This window comes from Petralouisia sp., from assembly GCF_056822245.1.
Map to the genome: position 1 here is coordinate 1 of NZ_JBQIOP010000012.1, position 19,099 is coordinate 19,099.

19 protein-coding genes are annotated in these 19,099 nt (G+C 46.9%); 1 reads left to right on the plus strand and 18 read right to left on the minus strand.

Going from position 1 to position 19,099, the window contains the following annotated elements:
• Positions 1-111 precede the first annotated feature (111 nt).
• The 7 genes from ACTO17_RS06470 to ACTO17_RS06500 all read right to left on the minus strand — a co-directional run bounded on the left by ACTO17_RS06470 (position 112) and on the right by ACTO17_RS06500 (position 9,480).
• Positions 112-1,782 (minus strand): methyl-accepting chemotaxis protein, encoded by a 1,671-nt coding sequence (locus ACTO17_RS06470; protein ID WP_482557325.1) that lies wholly within the window; start codon positions 1,780-1,782, stop codon positions 112-114.
• Between the two features lie 281 nt (positions 1,783-2,063).
• On the minus strand, positions 2,064-2,699 hold the full coding sequence (locus ACTO17_RS06475; RefSeq protein WP_482557326.1) for a fumarate hydratase C-terminal domain-containing protein: 636 nt from the start codon (positions 2,697-2,699) through the stop codon (positions 2,064-2,066).
• A gap of 50 nt (positions 2,700-2,749) precedes the next feature.
• Entirely contained in the window at positions 2,750-3,595 is an 846-nt protein-coding gene (locus ACTO17_RS06480; RefSeq protein WP_482557327.1) for a fumarate hydratase, read from the minus strand.
• Positions 3,596-3,681: 86 nt separating this feature from the next.
• Positions 3,682-5,274: a DUF4153 domain-containing protein gene (locus tag ACTO17_RS06485; protein WP_482557328.1), complete on the minus strand. Its 1,593-nt coding sequence runs from the start codon at positions 5,272-5,274 to the stop codon at positions 3,682-3,684.
• The gene (locus ACTO17_RS06490; RefSeq protein ID WP_172536177.1) at positions 5,261-5,479 is read right to left on the minus strand and encodes a helix-turn-helix domain-containing protein; all 219 of its coding nucleotides are present in this window, start codon (positions 5,477-5,479) and stop codon (positions 5,261-5,263) included. Before ACTO17_RS06490 ends, ACTO17_RS06485 begins: the two co-directional genes overlap by 14 nt.
• Positions 5,480-5,520: 41 nt before the next feature.
• A complete protein-coding gene (locus ACTO17_RS06495; protein WP_482557329.1) occupies positions 5,521-6,000 on the minus strand; it encodes a DUF2975 domain-containing protein in 480 nt (159 codons plus the stop codon).
• 156 nt (positions 6,001-6,156) lie between these two features.
• Positions 6,157-9,480: a leucine-rich repeat protein gene (locus ACTO17_RS06500; protein WP_482557330.1), complete on the minus strand. Its 3,324-nt coding sequence runs from the start codon at positions 9,478-9,480 to the stop codon at positions 6,157-6,159.
• 308 nt (positions 9,481-9,788) lie between these two features.
• Between ACTO17_RS06500 and ACTO17_RS06505 the strand changes: the two genes are divergently transcribed.
• Positions 9,789-10,724 (plus strand): CorA family divalent cation transporter, encoded by a 936-nt coding sequence (locus ACTO17_RS06505; protein WP_482557331.1) that lies wholly within the window; start codon positions 9,789-9,791, stop codon positions 10,722-10,724.
• 187 nt (positions 10,725-10,911) lie between these two features.
• Here the strand turns inward: ACTO17_RS06505 and ACTO17_RS06510 are convergent, their stop codons facing one another.
• Genes ACTO17_RS06510 through ACTO17_RS06560 form a run of 11 tightly spaced genes read right to left on the minus strand, consistent with a single transcriptional unit; the run spans position 10,912 to position 19,092 of the window.
• On the minus strand, positions 10,912-11,418 hold the full coding sequence (locus ACTO17_RS06510; RefSeq protein ID WP_172539094.1) for a EutP/PduV family microcompartment system protein: 507 nt from the start codon (positions 11,416-11,418) through the stop codon (positions 10,912-10,914).
• Positions 11,415-11,801 carry a BMC domain-containing protein gene (locus ACTO17_RS06515; RefSeq protein WP_172539093.1) on the minus strand — a complete coding sequence of 129 codons (387 nt, stop codon included), beginning with the start codon at positions 11,799-11,801 and terminating at the stop codon, positions 11,415-11,417. The genes ACTO17_RS06510 and ACTO17_RS06515 overlap by 4 nt, the downstream gene beginning before the upstream one ends.
• A gap of 24 nt (positions 11,802-11,825) precedes the next feature.
• A complete protein-coding gene (locus ACTO17_RS06520) occupies positions 11,826-12,374 on the minus strand; it encodes a BMC domain-containing protein (protein WP_172539092.1) in 549 nt (182 codons plus the stop codon).
• Between the two features lie 21 nt (positions 12,375-12,395).
• Entirely contained in the window at positions 12,396-13,721 is a 1,326-nt protein-coding gene (locus tag ACTO17_RS06525) for an SLBB domain-containing protein (RefSeq protein WP_482557332.1), read from the minus strand.
• 16 nt (positions 13,722-13,737) lie between these two features.
• Positions 13,738-15,153: an aldehyde dehydrogenase family protein gene (locus tag ACTO17_RS06530; RefSeq protein ID WP_482557333.1), complete on the minus strand. Its 1,416-nt coding sequence runs from the start codon at positions 15,151-15,153 to the stop codon at positions 13,738-13,740.
• 12 nt (positions 15,154-15,165) lie between these two features.
• Positions 15,166-16,149, minus strand: a complete 984-nt coding sequence (locus tag ACTO17_RS06535; RefSeq protein WP_482557334.1) for a cob(I)yrinic acid a,c-diamide adenosyltransferase — start codon at positions 16,147-16,149, stop codon at positions 15,166-15,168.
• Positions 16,149-16,415: a EutN/CcmL family microcompartment protein gene (locus ACTO17_RS06540; RefSeq protein ID WP_135989808.1), complete on the minus strand. Its 267-nt coding sequence runs from the start codon at positions 16,413-16,415 to the stop codon at positions 16,149-16,151. Before ACTO17_RS06540 ends, ACTO17_RS06535 begins: the two co-directional genes overlap by 1 nt.
• Positions 16,416-16,428: 13 nt before the next feature.
• A complete protein-coding gene (locus ACTO17_RS06545) occupies positions 16,429-17,289 on the minus strand; it encodes a flavoprotein (protein WP_482557335.1) in 861 nt (286 codons plus the stop codon).
• 13 nt (positions 17,290-17,302) lie between these two features.
• Complete coding sequence (eutJ, locus tag ACTO17_RS06550) at positions 17,303-18,118, minus strand: ethanolamine utilization protein EutJ (RefSeq protein WP_482557386.1); 816 nt, start codon at positions 18,116-18,118, stop codon at positions 17,303-17,305.
• Between the two features lie 32 nt (positions 18,119-18,150).
• Positions 18,151-18,801: a phosphate propanoyltransferase gene (pduL, locus tag ACTO17_RS06555; RefSeq protein WP_482557336.1), complete on the minus strand. Its 651-nt coding sequence runs from the start codon at positions 18,799-18,801 to the stop codon at positions 18,151-18,153.
• Positions 18,802-18,816: 15 nt separating this feature from the next.
• Positions 18,817-19,092, minus strand: coding sequence for a BMC domain-containing protein (locus ACTO17_RS06560; RefSeq protein WP_016285351.1), 276 nt, complete (start codon positions 19,090-19,092; stop codon positions 18,817-18,819).
• Between the last annotated feature and the right edge of the window lie 7 nt (positions 19,093-19,099).

Sequence of the window (19,099 nt, forward strand, 5' to 3'; positions counted from 1 at the left end):
TTCTATATGAAATCTCTTTTTTTCTGTATTCCTATTGAATTTACTTTTTCAAAGCGGAATTTAATCTTACAAAGTGGAATTTACTTTTTCAATTCACCTTTCTTTTCTTTCCTATACATTAAACTTATCCATTAAGCCTACCATAGTTTCTACCTGAGCTTTCTGCTCCTGGCTGACTGCCGCTGTCTCCTGAGAAGCTGCTGAATTGCTGTCAACGATTTCTGCAATACGCATAATATTTTCATTTAGCTGATGCATATGCTCCACATCACCGGTAAGAATGCCTGACATTTTACCCATTCTTCCTGTGGCTTCTTTTGCACCCATCATAACTTCTTCCATATTAACTGCCGTTTCATCTGCAATTAAAATTCCTTTATCTACAGCCATAACCGTTCTTTCAATCAGCTTGTCTGTCTCACCTGCCGCTTTTGCAGATTCATCTGCCAGGCTCTTCACCTGATCTGCCACAATTGCAAATCCTTTTCCGGCTTCCCCTGCCCGGGCCGCCTCTATGGCTGCATTCAGTGACAGAAGATTGGTCTGGGAAGCAATATCTTCAATGGTGCTGATAATCTTTCCTATTTCTTCGGAACAGCTGTTAATCTCGCTGATGGCTTCCTTCAGTTCCTGCATCTTTACGTTGCCGGCCTCCAGTACGTAACCTGCCCGATTGGAAATTTCCACTGTTTCCGCAGCCTCTTTGGCGCTGTGTTCCATACTTTTGTACATATCATTCATCAGACTCACTAAGTCAGATATTTTTCCTGCCTGCTCCTGGCTTCCTTCTGCCAAATCAACGGCAGCGCAGGACAGCTGCTCAGAACCGCTGTCAATCTGTAAGGAAACTTCCCGGATTGTTCCCAGTGTTTCCCGCATTTTTTCTTTGATTTTCAAAAATGATTCCTTGATCTGATCGTATTCCCCTACATATTCCTGCGTGATTTCAAAATTATAGTCTCCATTGCCCATTTTCTCTAATATATCAGAGATTTCCTGGATCATTGCTGTGGTACTGCGCTTCATATGGATAATGGCTCCTGCCATTTTTCCCACTTCACTGCTGTCCTCTGCCAGTTCAAAATCTCCATGAAAATTCCCTTCTGCCAGTTCAAGCATCTGTTCTGACACTTTAACAATCGGAGACAACAGCTCTTCTCTGGAAAATTTCACAATCTTTACAATCTGGAAAATCAGATATAAAAAGGAAAGCGCATATATAAACTCTACAATTCCCTGGAATATTCTTAATTTCCCTTTTGCGCCATTTACTCTTTTCTGAATACGTGTAATCACTTCATCTGTCAGGGAATTAATCTGCAGAGCGGTATTCCGGTACTCTTCGCCGAACACACGGCTCTTGGCGCCTTCTATATCACCCTTTCCGGCAAGCTCCATGGCTTCTTCTTCAATAGGCACCAGACCATTGGAAAAGTCTGCAATCTGGTTCATGCCATCCCATTCGTCCTTTGTGATGTTGTTCTTCTTCAAACCTGCCAGCGCCACATCACGATTCTTATCTTCATTCAGTTCTTTCATATAATCATCGTAATATTGCTGATCTCCGGTAGCCGCATAAGCCTGCACTGCATAGGTTAATGTCTTAGATCCAAGCCTGTACTGATTCAGATATGTAGTAGTCTCAAGCTCCTCATCTGACACCCGGCTCATAAAGATACTTGTACCAATGGAAAGCAAAAGCAAGACAGCTCCCGCCGCTACTGTAATAACTGATTGTCTGATTATTTTTTTCAATTGAAATGACTGACTGTTTTTTTCCATAAATCTTCCCTTCTTTTATCTCTATTTCTTTCAGTATTTGGTTGATTTGTTTAATAATATCTTACTTTATAATCTTTCTTTCGTCAAGTTTAACCATGGTTTTCTGATTATTTTTCTGTATTTATTCATTTTAGGGAATACTTATGCAATATCAGGTTTGGGCCGGAAAAAGGGGCTGTCGCATTAAGAAATACAATTACAAGATATGGTATAAGTTCTATGTACAAAATAGTATATCTTGTATATTTACTTCTTAATGCGACAGCCCCATCTCTGATTCATTAATTTACTTTTGCATACTCCCTGACGGCAGTTTCATATAAATTATTTCCTTCCCGGTCTATAACCACAACTACAGGAAAATTCTCCACTTCCAGCCTTAAAATTGCTTCTGCGCCCAAATCCTCATAACAGACTGTCTCGGATTTCTTGATACATTTGGAAAGCAATGCCCCGGCTCCTCCTACTGCGGCAAAATATACTGCCTGGTTACGGACAATTCCGTCAATCACTTCTTTTGTACGTTTTCCTTTCCCTATCATTGCTTTTTGTCCCAAGTCCAAAAGTCTGGGGGCGTATTTATCCATACGGCTTGCCGTGGTAGGGCCGGCAGAACCGATGGGACGGCCTTCTCTGGCCGGTGAAGGGCCCATATAATAAACAGCGGCATCCTCAATGGGAAACGGAAGCGTTTCCTTTAATCTCCTCTGCAGCTCTTCTGCTTCAGACTGCTGCAAAGGAGATTTCCCGCCCGTTTCAGCATAAAACTCTTTTTCTGTCTGATTCAGCGATTCCACCAGCCGTTTATGGGCGGCGTCCCTGGCCACATAAACCGTTCCGGTAATATAAACATAATCTCCTGCATGAAGCTCCTCTGTCACTTCTGCAGTAATGGGTGTTTTCACGTATTTATCCATAACACAAACCTCTCTGTATTCCTGATTGTCAGTTAGTTTCATCTCCTGCCTTACAGCTCCCTCACCACATGGCGGTTTACATGACAGCAAATATTAACCGCTACCGGAAGCCCCGCTATATGGGTGGGATACGTATTGATATTTACTGCAAGGGCCGTAACGGTGCCTCCCAGTCCTCCGGGACCTATTCCCAGCCTATTGATTTTGTCCAGCATTTCCTGCTCCAGCTCCTTTACATAGGGAACTAACGCGTGTTCACCCACCGGCCTTGTCAACGCCTGTTTGGCCAAAAGCGCACATTTTTCAAAAGTTCCGCCAATTCCCACTCCCACTACCATCGGCGGGCAGGCATTGGGGCCTGCATCCCTGACTGCCGTTAAAATCGCATTTTTTACTCCCTCTATTCCATCGGCAGGCTTCAGCATAAAGACTCTGCTCATGTTTTCGCTGCCGAATCCTTTGGGCGCCAGGGTAAGTCTTACTTTATCTCCGGCCGCAATGGTATAATGTATGACTGCCGGCGTATTATCTTTGGTATTTTCTCTGAGAATCGGATCTCCCACCACAGATTTTCTTAAAAATCCTTCTTTATATCCGCGGCGCACCCCTTCGTGAATGGCGTCGTCCAACAAGCCTCCTTCAAAATGCACCTCCTGGCCGATTTCTGCAAAAACAACTGCCATTCCCGTATCCTGGCAAATGGGAATCCGCTCTTCTTCCGCTATCCGGAGATTTTCCTGAAGCTGACCTAAAATTTTCCGGCCCAGCGGCGATTCTTCGATTGCCTCCGCTTTTTTTAACGACTGCTCCATATCTTTGGAAAGACAGTGATTGGCTTCTATGCACATTTCTTTGATATTCTCTGTGATTACTTCTGTTGAGATGCTGCGAATCATAACATTTCTCCTTTAATCCTGAACTTCAGCCTGCCTTTTTGCATGCCTTATTTTATAATAATGGATATATATTCATCTGTAAACAATCATCTGAAATATTTTTCTGCCGCCTTTGCCGCCTGATATCTGGAAAAGTGAAAGGTTCGTAAAGTCATAGTTTCTGCTTTATTCAATGCCCGCTGAAATTTCTGCTCCAGTTTGCATCTTCTGCAGCCGGAAACGTATCCGTTCCGATCTTCGTAGTATTTTAATCCTGTTGAATATCCATACACGTCTTCCGTATAGCCCCCGTATTGCGCCGTATGTTCTGCAGAATGTTCATGTTCAAATTCACAGCTGCTTAATACAGGCACCGCATCTACTGACAAACCCGTCAGATATGCCACATCCCTGTAACTCATCTCCCCTCCAAGCTGAGCCACATTGTAGCTTGCAATAAGAGCATCCGCCTTACCGAAAGAAAACAGCAGATAGAACACAGTAACCACTGACATACAGTAACGAAACAGTCCGAACTGCTCCTTTAAGATATTTACCACCACTCCCGCCATCAGGACTGCCAGCATACTGAGAAACCAGAGCACCAGGACCCTGAGAAAACTTAAATGATAAACAGAGATGTATAACACCATCCGAAATGCACTGGAAGCAATCATCAGATACGTGCATCCGGAAAATATCAGCAAAAGGATTTTCAGCCATTGATGTTTCTGAAAAACAGAGAGACATACTACCACAAGAATCAGATTAAACATACACAAAAAAAGCAATTGAAAAAATCCCTGATGCGCATATTCGGAATACGTATAACCCTCAGGAAGCAGCCTGCCGCCGGTAAACAAGAACACTGCCTGAATCACGCAGAAAATCAGGTAAACGGCTGTGATCATGGAAAGAAAGGTAATGGCAATGACAGGATTCTTCCTGCTCTTTTTTTTCTTCCATTCCGGCATATTATTCTGGGTCAGCGCAGAAAGAAAACTGTAAATTCCGAAAAATCCCAGAATCATCAGGAACAGAACCAGGAATAAGTTGGGAGAGAACACAATCTGACTCCCCAGATTGTGAAACAAACTGCCCACAAATCTGGAAAAAATCTGATCTGCGCTGCTTAAAAGGGCAACCACAATCAGAATCATCGGCAGTCCGATTAATGCTCCAATGATAATATATTTAATATTTTTATTCGTCTTTTCATCTTTTTTATATTTTTTCCTGCTATTTACCGCATGAATCACGGGACTTGCAATCTCAGGCACCATGCACAGATACAAAAACAGAAGATTGCAGATATACTGGCACAGATTCCATGTTCTGTCATCATAGATCTGACGTATCATAAACACTGTAATCAGCAAAAGAATACCCAGGGTATTGAAAAACAGAACAAATCCATTGGCGGTAAGCACAGTGCTTACGCCAAGCAGCAGACTGGGAATTATATACCACCAATTGGATCTGCGCCAGGGAATTTCATTTTTCTTTAAGAACAGGCAGCATACAGTTAATGTTGCGGCTGTGATAAACGGAAAAGTAATTCCAATAAAATTTTTGTAAAATGCTATGGTAAAACAAACTGCGTACAAGAAAGAGATTCCCATAAAATACGGAACATTATGAATCATTACCGGATTAATGGGTTTTTCCTGCTCCAGTACGGACGCATCATGCTTTTCCATCTTCATCCCTCCATTCTAATATGTCCCCCGGCTGACATTCCAACGCTCTGCAGATCTTATCTAATGTGTCAACTTTAATTGCTTTCGCTTTGCCATTTTTCAAAATGGAAATATTCGCCATGGTAATTCCCACTCTCTCAGAAAGCTCCGTCACGCTCATTTTCCGTTTGGCAAGCATAACATCTATATTGATAATAATTGCCATCTCTTCCTCCGTTCCTGATATTGATAATATTTATCATCCCGCTAAATAGTCAGCTCATTCTCATTCTGTATCTCGGCAGCTTTCTGTACCAGATGAGACAGAGCCGCCGCTGTTACTGCCACCGTCACCCCTGCAAATTCCACCAGCAGAGAACCCAGGAAAATCCCAGGATGATTCATATTCAGCAGCAGCAAAATCAGATTTGCCAGAAAAAAGTATCCGCTGTCCAATAATGCCAGTGTGGAAATGTATTTTAAATATCTGGAATTTGTCATGGAGAATGAATTGTCCTTTTTAATTTCCATGGTAATCTTCCATCCAAAATACAGCACCATATAACAGGGAACGGCCGTCAGCCAGATTACGATCAGCCACGGGATATAACAATGGGAAAACTCCGGATAAGCCGCCGCTGCCTCCTGTCCGAATACCGGCACCAGATAAAAATAAATCACGGCTCCGCAGACTGCAATTCCTGCAATTACGCCTTTTAACCATTTGCTTAAACTCTCTTGCGTCATTTTATAACCTCCCTATTTGTTTTATTATAATTATCATACCCTCATAAGCAATAAAAGTCAATATAAATTTATCGAATTACAATACATTTATATTGACTTTTATATATTATTATCAGATTAAGTATGATTTCTGCTGCCGGCTCTGTATCTGTCCGCTTACCTGATTACGCTGATTCTGCAGGAAGCCTTTTTTCCGCTGCTGGTCTTAACCCGTATCGTTGCTTTTCCTTTTTTCAGGGCTGTGACTCTGCCGAATTTGTCTACCTTCGCAATCTTTTTATTGGAGCTGCTCCAGGTCAGAGTATCGGTTGCATTTTTTGGAGATACGGATGCTTTCAACAGGAGGCTGCTTTTTACTTTCATAGAACTCTTTTTCTTTAAGGTTACTTTCGCCGCCTTTTTCGCTTTCGGTACGACAACTACGTTCAGACTGGCTTTTTTCTTCCCGGCTCTGACAGTAACGGATACTTTTCCGTTTTTTTTTGCAGTGATTTTCCCGTTCTTCACTACCGCAATCTTTTTATTAGAAGTAGACCATTTGAGTTCATCGGTGGCATTGGCAGGAGACACATACGCTCCTATGCGGATACTCTTTCCTTTCACCATATAAATTTGTTTTGCGCTCAAAGTAATCTTTTTTACAGGGATTTCTTTCGTTCCCCCGCCTGGTTTTTCTTCTGCACCGTCTTTGCCTGGCCCGGAATCAGGAGAATCCTTATCTGTATTCCCATTGCCGGAACCAGACGCCGGCGGCGCTGTACCGGGATTCTTATCCGTTTCCCCGTTACCGGAATCCGGCGCCGATGGAGCTGAAACAGAATCCGTAACGGTGACGGTGCAACTATCTCTCCCCGTGATTCCATCCATACCGTTTTCCGTAAAGGCGGTAACTGTGACCGTTCCGTTTTTCCTGGCTGTTAAGATTCCATCTTTACTGACTTCCGCTACGGAAGGATCTGAAGAAGCAAAGGTCAGGCCGCTCAAAACCCGCGCATAGCCGCTGTTCGAAGGCGCCGCGGTAACCGTAAGAAAATGGTAAGCGCCAGGTTTCATCGTAATGGATTTTTCACTCATTCTGAGGGATTTTATCAGCGGAACAATCCTGTATTTATATGGGTAGTTACTCGTATCCACATCATAGAGTATCGGTTCTGTGCCAAATGGGGGAACCCGGTAATGCTCGCTTCTGACCGTACACGTAAGGGTGCATTGACCCTCTGCAAGTCCTTTTACGGGGATGCTCTGGTCCCCGTTTCGTCCCATCTGCATAAGCGTTGGTTTATCAATTTGCCAATTATAAGTGATATTAGAGGAATAAGCGGGCGCGCCGCCGTTTACAATAAATTCTTTTCCCAGAGGAATCAGGACAAAGCCCTCCGCGTCAATATATTCGCCTTTCCCATTCTGTCGGATCTCTTCCTCATAGGTCCATTTAGCCTGCAGCGTCATGTCGCCCCGTATCCTGTCAAATTCAAAATCCCACAGTTCCTCCCCGTAGTACCAGCCTATAAAGATATAGCCGGGACGGACAGGATCTGCCGGCTTTTTCACATGCCCAAACTGCAGAATTGTCTGCGGGGGAATATCTGCCGTACCCCAGGCGTTGAAAGTGACTGTAAAGCTGCCGGAAGGAACGCCCAGATCTTCTTCTGTATAATGAAAACCGGCGTTCAGCAGACAGTCGTTCCCTGCTTTGTTGAAGCTGCCGGAAAGCGTGAAATTCTTCCATTCCTTCCCTGTGCCGGAATAATAAACGTCTTTCAGGGAACTGCATCCCCAAAATACGCTTATTCCCATATAATTCAGGCTTTTGGGAAGGGAAACAGAGGTCAGACTTTTACAGCCGGAAAAAGCATAAGAGTTTATCTCAATCAAGTTTTCCGGCAGAGTTACGCCGTTTAATTTTTCACAGTCTTCAAAGGCGCTGATGGGAATATATGTAAGTTTTTCCGGAAAAGAAATCTCTCCCGAAAGACTTTTGCATTGGAAGAAAGACTTTTCCCCCATTTTTTCCAGGTTCGGAGAGAGCGTGAGCTTTTCCAGACCCTCGCAGGACGCAAAAGCTTCCTCGCCGATTTCTATGCAGGTGTCCGGAAGCCTGACTTCCTGTACAGACTTACAGCCGGAAAAAGCAATTCTGTCAATCTGAGTAATACCCTCCAGAATTTCAATGCGTTTCGGTGAAGCATCGGCAAAAAGCCTCGTATATCCATCTCCAATGGCCGTCATCTGCCGGCCGTCTAACCATGAGGGGATTACAATATCCTCCCTATCTCCGGTATAATACATAATCCTTGTTTCTGATTCTGAAAAGTGCCCCGGAAAGAGCTCATGGGGATTACAATTGTAAATAATTTTTACTTCATCTGTAAGCTGAACGTTAAGTCTGTTCCACTGGGCTTCGCTCCCGGCGTAATAGATTTCTCTTAAACTGAAGCAGCCATTAAAAGCGTCTGCTCCAACAAAAGTTACCCCTGCAGGCACGACGATTCGTTCTAACACGCTGCATCCTTCGAAAGCCCTGTCCCCAATACGGACGACACTGTCTGGAATATCAGCATGGACAACGCTCCGGCAGCCAGAGAAAGTCTCCGTTCCAATGGATGAGACAATCGTATTCCCAAGCCCCGCCGGGAGAGACAATTCGCTGTCTGTTCCCCAGTATCCTGAAATCTCAGCCGTTTGATCCGATAACAGCGAAGATTGATAATCCTCCGGGTTAAAATTAAAATGCAGATGAGCCTTTTCTACCGTCTTTGAAAAATCATAATATTCTTTTGTATCTTCCAGTTCATCACTGCCAGAGCCGTAATAAACATTCTGCAGACCTGCAAATTGGAACGCGGAGCCTATTTTCTGGACGGAAGCGGGGATATAGACGCTCTGCAATTCTTTGCACTCCCAAAACGCATAACTGTCAATCCACTCTACGCTCTCCGGCGCCGTAAAAGCTTTTATATTTTTCTGCGGACAGAATACAATGCGCCTCTTTGCGCCGCTATCACCAAGTTCATATAAAACTCCTTCCTGTACCGTATAACAGAGATTCTTTTCATCTACCAGGATTTCTTCTAAATTTTTACAATCCATAAAGGCCCCATCGTCTATCTCAGACATGCTCTCCGGCAGGGTGACGCTCTTTAAATTAGGGGCGTCTGAAAATGCTCCAGAAAAGAGCCATTTCACTTTCAAGCCCTTGAACCTGTCCGGGATAACAATGCTTTCCGCGGTTCCTTCATAACGCACCGAGTAAGTGGGATCGTAAATGTCATCGTATAACTTATAGACAAATCCATTTGCTGTATGAATTCTGCCGTATTCATCTTCATAGAGCACTTGATCCTCTTCCCCGCTGACTTGCTGTGCCGCCAGAGCTTCTATGCTGCGGCCTGTCAGAAAAAAAGCCGCCGTCCCCAGAACAAAACACAGTGTAAATTTAAAAATAAATGAAAGTTTCCTGGATGCCAGATTCTTTTTCATAGGTCTCCCTCCTGAATATCGTTAGGTGGATGCGTTCCAAAATTAACACGCATTTCCAGACGTACCATATTTATTAAATAATAACATAGAAAAAATGCAAAATCTACTTTGATTTAAGGTAATTTCCCACTATGGGCAGGAGTGGACAATATCACAAAAATATGGTAAGATTTTACCATAGAAAACAAAGCATTTTACAATAAATTCACGATAGAAAAGTGGATGCGTCAACGTGCGGCATCCGGCTGACAATAGTTTCCAAAACGCCGGTAATTTCCGCACCATGAACTCCACAGCGAGGCATTCTTATGGATAATTATACCTTTCTTCAAACCATGGGCAGAGGCCGCCATCCGGAAGGCGCAGGCATTACGGAAAGCTCCTACTGCATTTTTACCTGCCCCATGCAGGAACCGGTTGTGCATCAGCGTATTTTCGGAGACGAAGCTGCCCTGACTTTGGAACTGAATTACGGGGAGGGAGATATACTGAGCGATCTCCGTCTGCGGCAGGCGGGCACCAATTTGATTGTGGAGGAATCCGCTGTGGGCCTGTTTGGGAATTTCCTGACGGACAGGGAAGTAAAATATATAGGCCAGGCATTTATCTACGCCCTTATGTTCAAAATTGACAATCTGAGAGAACTGATAGAACTCAGCATTAAAGATATGAAAACATTAGAGGATTCCTTAGACAACCGCATTGACAACAGCGGCACTTACCAAATCCTGGATTTCCGCCGCCGTTATACAGAATACGGCAATCAGATCATTTCTTTAAAGGAAATTATTGCCCGTATTGACAAAGGCTACTATCCCATGCAGATGCAGAACAGCTATGTTCTTCAGGGGCAGTTGGCTCTGGATTTCAAGTTTTTAGAGGAACGCTATGAACTGAACAAGAATACGATCATCAAAGACCTGGACACTTACACTTCCATTGTCAGCAATAACCTCAGCCGCAACACCAGGCTTCTGACCCTGGTTTCTCTGGGCGCCGTTGCATTAAACTTTATGTTCGGAAGCCTGTTGGCAGTCAGTCCGGCTATCGGCGTTACAGGCGGCGTGCTCATCGGCGGCCTGACTGCCGGAGCTGCTGTTTTATACCGTTCCAACGGCAGCCGGCGTTTTCCCCGGCTCCACGACAGCCAGATTCTTCCCGATGCACTGGAAGAGAAACATGCAGATAATTCCGCTGTTTTAGAAGAACCAGAGAAGATACCCATGAATTCTGAAGAAGCTTAGAAATATTTCAGACCTTACAGAATTGTAAAATTCAAGAAAGGGGCTGCTACAAAACACTGTTTCTATACAAAATATGGATAAGACCCCCGAGTCCTGAATACCATATTCTGTATAGAACAGCTGTTTTACAGCAGCCCTTTTCTTTACCCACTCTCTGTTTCCTTTCATTTCCAAATGCCTGAAAACATTATACTTTTCCAAATTTATCTGAAACAACTGTCCGCGGACGTTCGGCATCCTCTTCTGAATCCCAGGGAAGCACATCCCCCGGCTCCCGAAGATAATTGAGCACCTGCCAAATTCCCTCTCCTGTGTAAGAGCTTACCCGAAATACCGGCCTGCATCCGGCCATCTCCAGCCATTGATGGGCTCTGTCCGGATTACCATCCTCCCGGTCAATCTGTGTAACAATCCCGATAACAGGACGGTTGCAGGCAGCTGCACAGCAGGGGGGATAAAGGGAATACGGTTCCGCTGCATTCAGAAGAAGCCCCACTACATCCGCCTCATAAGCATATAAAGCCAGCGCGCGAGCCAATGTGGAAGTTTCTGCGTACTCCCCCGGCGTATCAATCACAACATCATAATGATTGATATACTGTGTTTTGTGATAGGTAATCACATCACCTTTCAATGCCTGTGTCAAAGTAGTTTTCCCACATTCACTGCGTCCCATTAAAATGATCTTTTTCATGTTCTTGTAATCTCACAAACTGTAAAGCCTAAATTATTTTTCAAATATGCCAGAATATTGGTTACTGCAGACTGAACATTGGAAATTCTTCCTGTAAAAATCAGCGTTCCGCTGAAACGGTCAATAAATCCAATCTCAATCGGAGCAGTTTTCATCGCAATATCACCGGCAATTACAGATATCTCAGATGGACACATACTTAAAATTCCAATTGCTGACTGTTTATAATCCAATTCCGGATTCAAACCCAGCTTTTGATAGATAATCTCACCAGGACTGGCAATAATATGTGCCAATGTGACCTGCTTACCAGGAACTGTCTCCTGAATGATACGCATCTTGCCTTCTGCTGATGCACCGATATTCAAAAGGTTCATATCCATTGCCAATTCACTCCTTCTGCCGCACTAAACTAATTTTTCAAGCAAACCTTTATGCGGCGACGGAATTACGCAGCTGCTGGTAATCTCGCCGGTATCCGCTAACTGGGTCACACAGGAATTCAGCGCTGATTTTACGGCTGAAACTTCACCTGTAAATATCAGGTATCCTTTCCCGCCCAGTCCCCGGGCCACCCGAACCTCCATTAAAGTAATGTTGGATGCTTTTGCAGCAATATCTGCGGCCTGCACTGCGGTCAGCGCCGACATGGTTTCCAGCATACCCAGGGCAGTGATATGTTCTACATCTACCGTGCCCACCAGAGCCGACGGTACAGATGCATGGACATTATTGATAATATGATGGCAGATTAGGAAAGTTCCCGCAACCTGTCTGCCTCTTTCCATGGAGCTTTTCACTGCTCCCACCTGTCCGCTGACAATAATAATATATTTTCCGGGACAGATAGCGGTAGCTGTCAACAACTCCACATCCGCAGCTTTCAGCATCTCATCTGCAGACTGCACGCCTGCAGGAATACTTTTCAGCTCTAACAATCCAATCGACTTTCCCATATGCATATCCTTTCTTACTAATTACGCCTGAATCACAATACTGTCATCACTGACGGCTGTCACCGTGCCGGAGATACTGGCATGGAGATTCGCTCCCAGCTTACCTTCCGGGATACGGGCAATCAAATCGCCTTTTTGCACCTGGCTGCCCGTCTGTACCGCCGGTTCTGCCGGCGCTCCCACATTCTGCCGGAGAGGAAGCGTAACTTTTGCGTAAGCAGGCAATGCAGTTTCCTCTAATGGCGCATCCACATCATAAGCCGCAAGGCCAAGCTGATGAATCAGCTTGTGTACCGGGAAACGTTTGTATTCTCTGAAAGGCGCGCCCTGCTCTGGCTTGTTGTTCAGGCTGTTGCGGATACCTTGGCTGCCCAGAATGTTCTTAAGGTTGCCGTTCAGCTTCCAGGGCTGCAGCCCCATCACACAGGTATACTCGCACAGACGGCAGCCGCAGCAAAGATAAGCGTTCATAGGCGTCTGGGCCGGATCGCACATGCTTCCGTAAGCGGTCAGACGCATCAGCTTATGAGGCTGAATGCGGTGGCCGAGCAGTCCCCGGGGACAGACCTCAGAGCACAGGGAGCACTGCATACATGCAGCTGCCGCCTGCCGCAGAGAAACGTTTAACGGCCGCTCCAGACTATTCAAAAGAGGATGACCCGCCGGAATTACAATCAGTCCCTTTGTAGTCTTTGTAATTACACTTTCCGGTGAAACCAGACGGCCCATCATCGGCCCGCCGTTCACAATGCGGTAATCCGGCACTGTGGGACCTCCTGCCAGTTCCAGAGCTTCCGCCACTGTAATGCCCAGGGGAACCTTAACGGTCCTTGGCCCGCGCACAGCGCCGGTTACTGTCACATATTTATCGGTAACCGGATGTCCGTCAACGGCGTCTAATACATTCAGGGCCGTTTCCACATTGGTCACCACAACGCCCACATTGATTGGGATGCCCCCTTCCGGAACTATCCGTCCTGTGACTTCATAAACAATCACCTGCTCGTCGCCTGCCGGGTAAAAAGCTCCCAGCAGATGCAGACGCAGCTTCGGATAATTTGCCAGTTCACGCTGTAAGGCTTCGGCCGCCGTGTGGTAATGCTCTTTAAGGGCCACCACACCCTCTTCTGCCCCCAGATGCGCAACAATCTTATCTAAAGCTGCAAGCAGCCGTCCGGCCTGCCCTGCCATCAGCTGCTGATCTACCCTCAGAAGAGGTTCGCACTCAGCTCCGTTAATGATTACGGTATCCGCTTTGGCATTCAGCTTTACATGGGTGGGAAAGCCTGCGCCCCCTGCGCCGACAATTCCGGCGCTTTCCACCAATGCTGTTAAATTCTCCTGCATAGGAGCACCTCCCTAATCAGCGTACATCCATTCCTCCTACCAACACGCATCTGCGCCGCCGTGCAAAGGATTTCGCTGAAGTCAGTCCTTCTCCGGTAGGGCCTGCAATGGTAAATGTCGTATAACCTTCACCGCCCACGCCTATTCCGGCATAAGAAGGGCCGTTCTTTACAAAAATGGTTGTCTGGATAAGCTTTGCCATCTTGGTAAGCTTATCTACATTGCGGGAATGCATCATTGCCGTATGACGGTTGCCGTGCTCGACACGGACAGCCATTTCAATTCCGGCATCCACATCTGGCACCCGCACAATCGGAAGAATAGGCATCATAAGCTCTACCTGCACAAAAGGATGCTCCTCGCTGGTTTCTGCTATAATGACTTTCACATCATCCCCCACATGAACGCCTGCCTGCTCCAAAATGTATTTTGCACTCTTGCCTACAAAAGCTGTAACCGGACTCTTTCCGTTTTCCTGGACTACTAACTTAACAAGTTTGTCGATAATCTCAGGGTCTTTCACTTCGTAAGCGCCGTTTTTCTTCATGTTGAAAATCAAATAATCTGCCGCAGAATCTACTACAATCACTTCTTTTTCTGCAATGCAGGGAAGGTTGTTGTCAAAACTGCAGCCATCAATAATATCTTTTCCTGCCTTTTCAATGTTGGCCGTCTCATCCACCACTACCGGAGGATTGCCTGCGCCTGCGCCGATTGCCTTCTTGCCGCTGGACAGCACTGTTTTTACAATGCCGGGACCTCCTGTTGCCACTAACATCCGCACCATTGGATGCTCCATCATGGCATTTGTGTTTTCAATGGATGGATTTGATACGGTAACCACCAGATTAGACGGCGCGCCCACTTCAGCCAGCGCGCGGTTAATCAGCCGAACCAGATGCAGCGAAACATTTTTTGCCCTTGGATGGGGGCTGAATACCACACTGTTGCCTGCGGCCAGCATCCCAATGGAATTGCAGATGATGGTTTCCGTAGGATTCGTGGTGGGCGTAATCGCGCCGATTACTCCAAAAGGAGAATACTCCACCAGCGTAAGGCCGTCGTCGCCTGTCATGGCATCTGTTGTCAAGTCCTCAATTCCCGGCGTTTTTGTGGCTGCAAGCCGGTTTTTAATTAATTTGTGCTCATAATTTCCCATTCCTGTCTCTTCTGCAGACTCACGGGAAATATATTCCAGGTTCTCCTGATTGAGCACTACATCACGGATGGCCTGTACATAAACCGCCCGGTCATGCATGGTGCAGTTTATATACTTCTTCTGCGCAGCAGCGGCAGCCTCCACTGCGTCGTTCATGCTTTCAAAGATGCCCCAATTTCCGCCTCCGGCTTCTGCAGCCGGATTGGAAACGTCATCCAGCCGGCCTAAGACCGCATTTACTATGCCCGCTACTACGCGTTCATCAATATTCATTGCTTTCCCTCCTTAAACAGACATTGCATAACGTGCAATCTCCATATCCTGTTCTACCGTTCCGCCGGATATGCCGATGCCGCCCACAATCTTGCCGCCTGACACATAGGGAAAACCGCCTCCGAAGAGGATAATTTTTCCCGGAGCAGCATTTTCAATCCCGTAAAGGGGACCGTCCGGCCGCGCCGCCTGGCCCAATTCGTGGGTTGGCATATGAAAGGCATTGGCGGTGTATGCTTTGCCGGCTGACACTTCCACGCTTCCTGGAAGCGCACCTTCCATCCGCTCAAGCAAAAGCAGGTTTCCCCCGCTGTCAACGGCAGAAAAAACCACCGGAACCCCCAGCTCCCGTGATTTTTCCCTGGCTCTCTCTGCCATACTTCTAAGTACCTCCAGGGAAATAGGAGGAAGATCTTCTGCATGTTCTGCCAATACATTCTTTACCAGTTCCGTAACCTTCTCCCGCATCTGTTCCTGAGCCGTTGTCTCTTCCTGCAGACGGGCCAGGGCATAGACTGCATCGGATAATCGGTTGACATACCGCATCAGCACTTCACGCACAGGAGAACTGCCTTTCAGCTCCACCATACGCCGTTCGGCGCGCCTTACGATGGTCCGGGCCACATGAAGAGCAGATGACGCCGAATCCACCCCGGGAATAACAAAATGAGTCATTTTTCCGGTTGTCTCTGTACATGTATCCACCACATGCTCCAGAAAATCCACATCTTCTTCTGAAATCAGACCCTTCAGCTTCCGGGCGCCCTCTTCATCACTGGCCAGTTCTGCCCCCAGGGAAAATAATCTTCCCTGAATGGTGTGTATGGCAGTCCGAATATATTCCTGGCATGTATTAGAATAGGCCAGACCCAGCATGGAGTTTGCTTCGTCGATGGTGCCATAGCACTCTACCTGAAGATCTGACTTGCTGACCCTCGAACCCCCTACCAGGCTGGTCTGACCCTTATCGCCAGTTTTCGTATATAAATTTGCCATCAACCCACCTCCACTGAGTCTACAATACCTACAATGGACGTATCCACCGGAGCCGAGCCGTCTCCAAACACATAACGGGCGGAACTGCCCTTACAAACAATTACTATTTCACCAGTACCGGCCCCTACCGAATCCACGGCAATCTCAGTTGATCCCTCCCGCTCCAGACGTTCGGTTAATTTCTCAACCATCAACAGCTTCATGCCAACCAGATTCTCATTTTTACTGGTAGAAACTACGGTTCCGATCACTCTTCCTAGATACATTCTTCCACCTGCCTCATGATTCAATCTCTATACGGATATCCCGTCTGCGGGCTTCATCAGATACTAATTGGGTAACGATTGTCCCTTTTGGAACAAGAATTACAGCGTGATCCGGATAAGACCTGATATGCTTTCCGCTGAACACCCGTCCTTCCAGTTTTGCCTGATATACTCCTTTCGCGGATTTTGATTCCGGCCTGCCTGCAGCCTGCGCCAGAGGCTCCTGCCCGTGTGCCTGGGTATCCGGCTGCTGTTTTCCGGGAGCAGATGCAAAGCTTAGGACAGCTTTTTTGGCCGTTTCTCTTAATCCGTCCGAAGTTGTCAGAAACGCACCAAACTCCCTCAGTGCATTTTTATTTTCCCGCAGCTTATTCTTAAGGGCTTCTGTCATATGAAATCCCCGCCGCATGCGTTCCGGATTATCAGGACAGCAGCCGTCTGCAGCTACTATTACATTCTTCCCCCGCATCAGACCATCCAGAATAATGGCAGCGGCCGGGGTATCCGCCATACATGCAGCCACATGGGCTGCGGTGTTTACTGTCATTGCAGGAACCAGGATTGTGTCATACCGGGCAGTAAGGGCCTCCGGCGAATCTCCCGGCGTTTCTATCCACAATTCTTCCGGTTCCAGGGCAGAACGAATTGCCGGTACATCCAACAGCTCTGCAGCGCTTCTGGTCAGAAGAACCCGATAGGTAAATCCATCTTCCTGCCGCAGCGTCCTCAGACATTCCAAACCAGGTTCTATACCCATATTTGAACCGGTATAAACCACCAATGCCTGTTTCTGGCGTTCTAAAAGCTTCTGCACCACGCGCTCCGCAAGGATCTGGGTTACAATACGATGGACATGTTGCTCCTGCTCAGTCAACGTCCTCACCCCCTTATTCCGTACAATTCATGGCAATGCCCAAAGGCGTAACCAACAGCGGCGCCGCCGGCTTTACCACAGGGGTGCCAAGATATTTTTCAAAGACTTCCTCAAACTGAGTAAAGCAGCACGCACCGCCTACCACATAAACTGTGTCAACGGGATACTCCTCCAGACTCCGTTTGACAATGGAAGCCATCTTCTCCACCACCGGTTTTACCACAGGAAATACGTTTGCCTCCTGAGCCGGATCGCGTTTCATGATCTCAGCTTCCTGAGTGCTGCATCCGTAAAAACCTGCCAGTACCAGAGTCATATGGGTGCCGCCTGTAGGCTCGTCGCTTGTATAAATGACTTTCCCATTCTCCAGTATGCTGATTCCGGTAGTTCCTCCTCCCACGTCCACTACTGCACCGTCTGTAATGCCAAGCACAGCGGCGGCGGCGGTAGGCTCATCTACAATTTCAGTCAGCCGGAATCCGGCTGACTCTACTACATTTCCAATGGCTTTTACATTGCCGGAAAGAATTCCCGGCGGAATCGCACAGGCTCCTGTTTCCAATGTTTCACCCAACAGTTCTTCCAACTGCCCTTTTAATTTTGTCACAGCCTGTACAGCTCCCACGTAATCCACCACAATGCCGTCCCGAACTACAGTCGATGGGAAAGTGGCTCCGGCCACCGGCTTGTTCTCCTCATCTACCACTGCCAGAACAATGTTGGCAGTACCCAGATCCACTCCGGTGCGCAGATTGCCTTTCCAATCTTTTTTCCCGCCGTTTTCTATCAGGCTCTCAAACTCCAACAGCATTTCATTACACTGCGTCATATCGCAAGCCATATGCACTTCCTCCACTGCCTCTAATCCAGAATGATATATGCCCGGTCGCCGTTTTTCACGCCCAGGGCATTGGCCTCTTCCACGTCAATGTGCATCTCGGGGGCAAATTTATCTGACACGCGCAGCAATACGTTATTCAGCACTGCGCCCCGCAGACCGCCTATCTCTACCCGGACAATCTGCTTGTCATGTACACCCATACGTTCTGCAGTTGCAGGATCAAGATGGATATGACGAAGAGCGGCAATCACACCTCTCTTCATCTCCACTTCTCCATTGGGGCCGACTACCTTTACGCCCGGCGTTCCTTCCAACTGGCCGGATTCCCGGACAGGGGGATGTACGCCAAGCGCAAAGCCGTCGCCGATGGAGACTTCCACCTGAGATTCCTCGCGCAGAGGGCCAAGCACGCGCATACGTGTCAGTTCACCTTTAGAACCCTGGCTGGTTACTGTCTCTGCGGCTGCATACTGACCCGGCTGCCCTAAATCTTTCACCCTTGTCAGTTCACTGCCTTCCCCAAATAAAGTATCCATATCCGCCCGGTTCAGGTGAATATGGCGGTTCGAAACTCCAATCGGAACGGAACGCTCCATTTTTAACAGTTCCTCTACCACCAATTTCACCACAAGACGCAGGAACTCTTCCTGCACGCATTGGCTTTTCTCCACGGCTTATTCCTCCTCTCACAGATCCTTCGGCAGAATTCTCTCCACATCTGTGTGCGGACGCGGAATAACGTGCTGTGATACAATCTCGCCCACTTTTTCAGCAGCAGCAGCGCCTGCGTCTACAGATGCTTTTACTGCGCCTACATCACCGCGAACCATTACAGTCACCAGACCTGAACCAATCTTTTCATAACCGATCAGCGTAACATTTGCTGATTTGGTCATAGCATCAGCTGCTTCAATGGCGCCGACAAGACCTTTTGTTTCGATCATGCCAAGAGCTTCACCCATAACGATA

Bases quoted from the DNA above. Each gene is read 5' to 3' on its own strand.
- ACTO17_RS06490 (WP_172536177.1), bottom strand. From the start codon at position 5,479: ATGGCAATTATTATCAATATAGATGTTATGCTTGCCAAACGGAAAATG.
- ACTO17_RS06470 (WP_482557325.1), bottom strand. From the start codon at position 1,782: ATGGAAAAAAACAGTCAGTCATTTCAATTGAAAAAAATAATCAGACAA.
- ACTO17_RS06510 (WP_172539094.1), bottom strand. From the start codon at position 11,418: ATGAAAAAGATCATTTTAATGGGACGCAGTGAATGTGGGAAAACTACT.
- ACTO17_RS06535 (WP_482557334.1), bottom strand. From the start codon at position 16,149: ATGGCAAATTTATATACGAAAACTGGCGATAAGGGTCAGACCAGCCTG.
- ACTO17_RS06505 (WP_482557331.1), top strand. From the start codon at position 9,789: ATGGATAATTATACCTTTCTTCAAACCATGGGCAGAGGCCGCCATCCG.
- ACTO17_RS06520 (WP_172539092.1), bottom strand. From the start codon at position 12,374: ATGGGAAAGTCGATTGGATTGTTAGAGCTGAAAAGTATTCCTGCAGGC.
- ACTO17_RS06540 (WP_135989808.1), bottom strand. From the start codon at position 16,415: ATGTATCTAGGAAGAGTGATCGGAACCGTAGTTTCTACCAGTAAAAAT.
- ACTO17_RS06525 (WP_482557332.1), bottom strand. From the start codon at position 13,721: ATGCAGGAGAATTTAACAGCATTGGTGGAAAGCGCCGGAATTGTCGGC.
- ACTO17_RS06480 (WP_482557327.1), bottom strand. From the start codon at position 3,595: ATGATTCGCAGCATCTCAACAGAAGTAATCACAGAGAATATCAAAGAA.
- eutJ (WP_482557386.1), bottom strand. From the start codon at position 18,118: ATGACGCAGTGTAATGAAATGCTGTTGGAGTTTGAGAGCCTGATAGAA.
- ACTO17_RS06485 (WP_482557328.1), bottom strand. From the start codon at position 5,274: ATGGAAAAGCATGATGCGTCCGTACTGGAGCAGGAAAAACCCATTAAT.
- ACTO17_RS06475 (WP_482557326.1), bottom strand. From the start codon at position 2,699: ATGGATAAATACGTGAAAACACCCATTACTGCAGAAGTGACAGAGGAG.
- ACTO17_RS06560 (WP_016285351.1), bottom strand. From the start codon at position 19,092: ATGGGTGAAGCTCTTGGCATGATCGAAACAAAAGGTCTTGTCGGCGCC.
- ACTO17_RS06495 (WP_482557329.1), bottom strand. From the start codon at position 6,000: ATGACGCAAGAGAGTTTAAGCAAATGGTTAAAAGGCGTAATTGCAGGA.
- ACTO17_RS06515 (WP_172539093.1), bottom strand. From the start codon at position 11,801: ATGGATATGAACCTTTTGAATATCGGTGCATCAGCAGAAGGCAAGATG.
- ACTO17_RS06500 (WP_482557330.1), bottom strand. From the start codon at position 9,480: ATGAAAAAGAATCTGGCATCCAGGAAACTTTCATTTATTTTTAAATTT.
- ACTO17_RS06530 (WP_482557333.1), bottom strand. From the start codon at position 15,153: ATGAATATTGATGAACGCGTAGTAGCGGGCATAGTAAATGCGGTCTTA.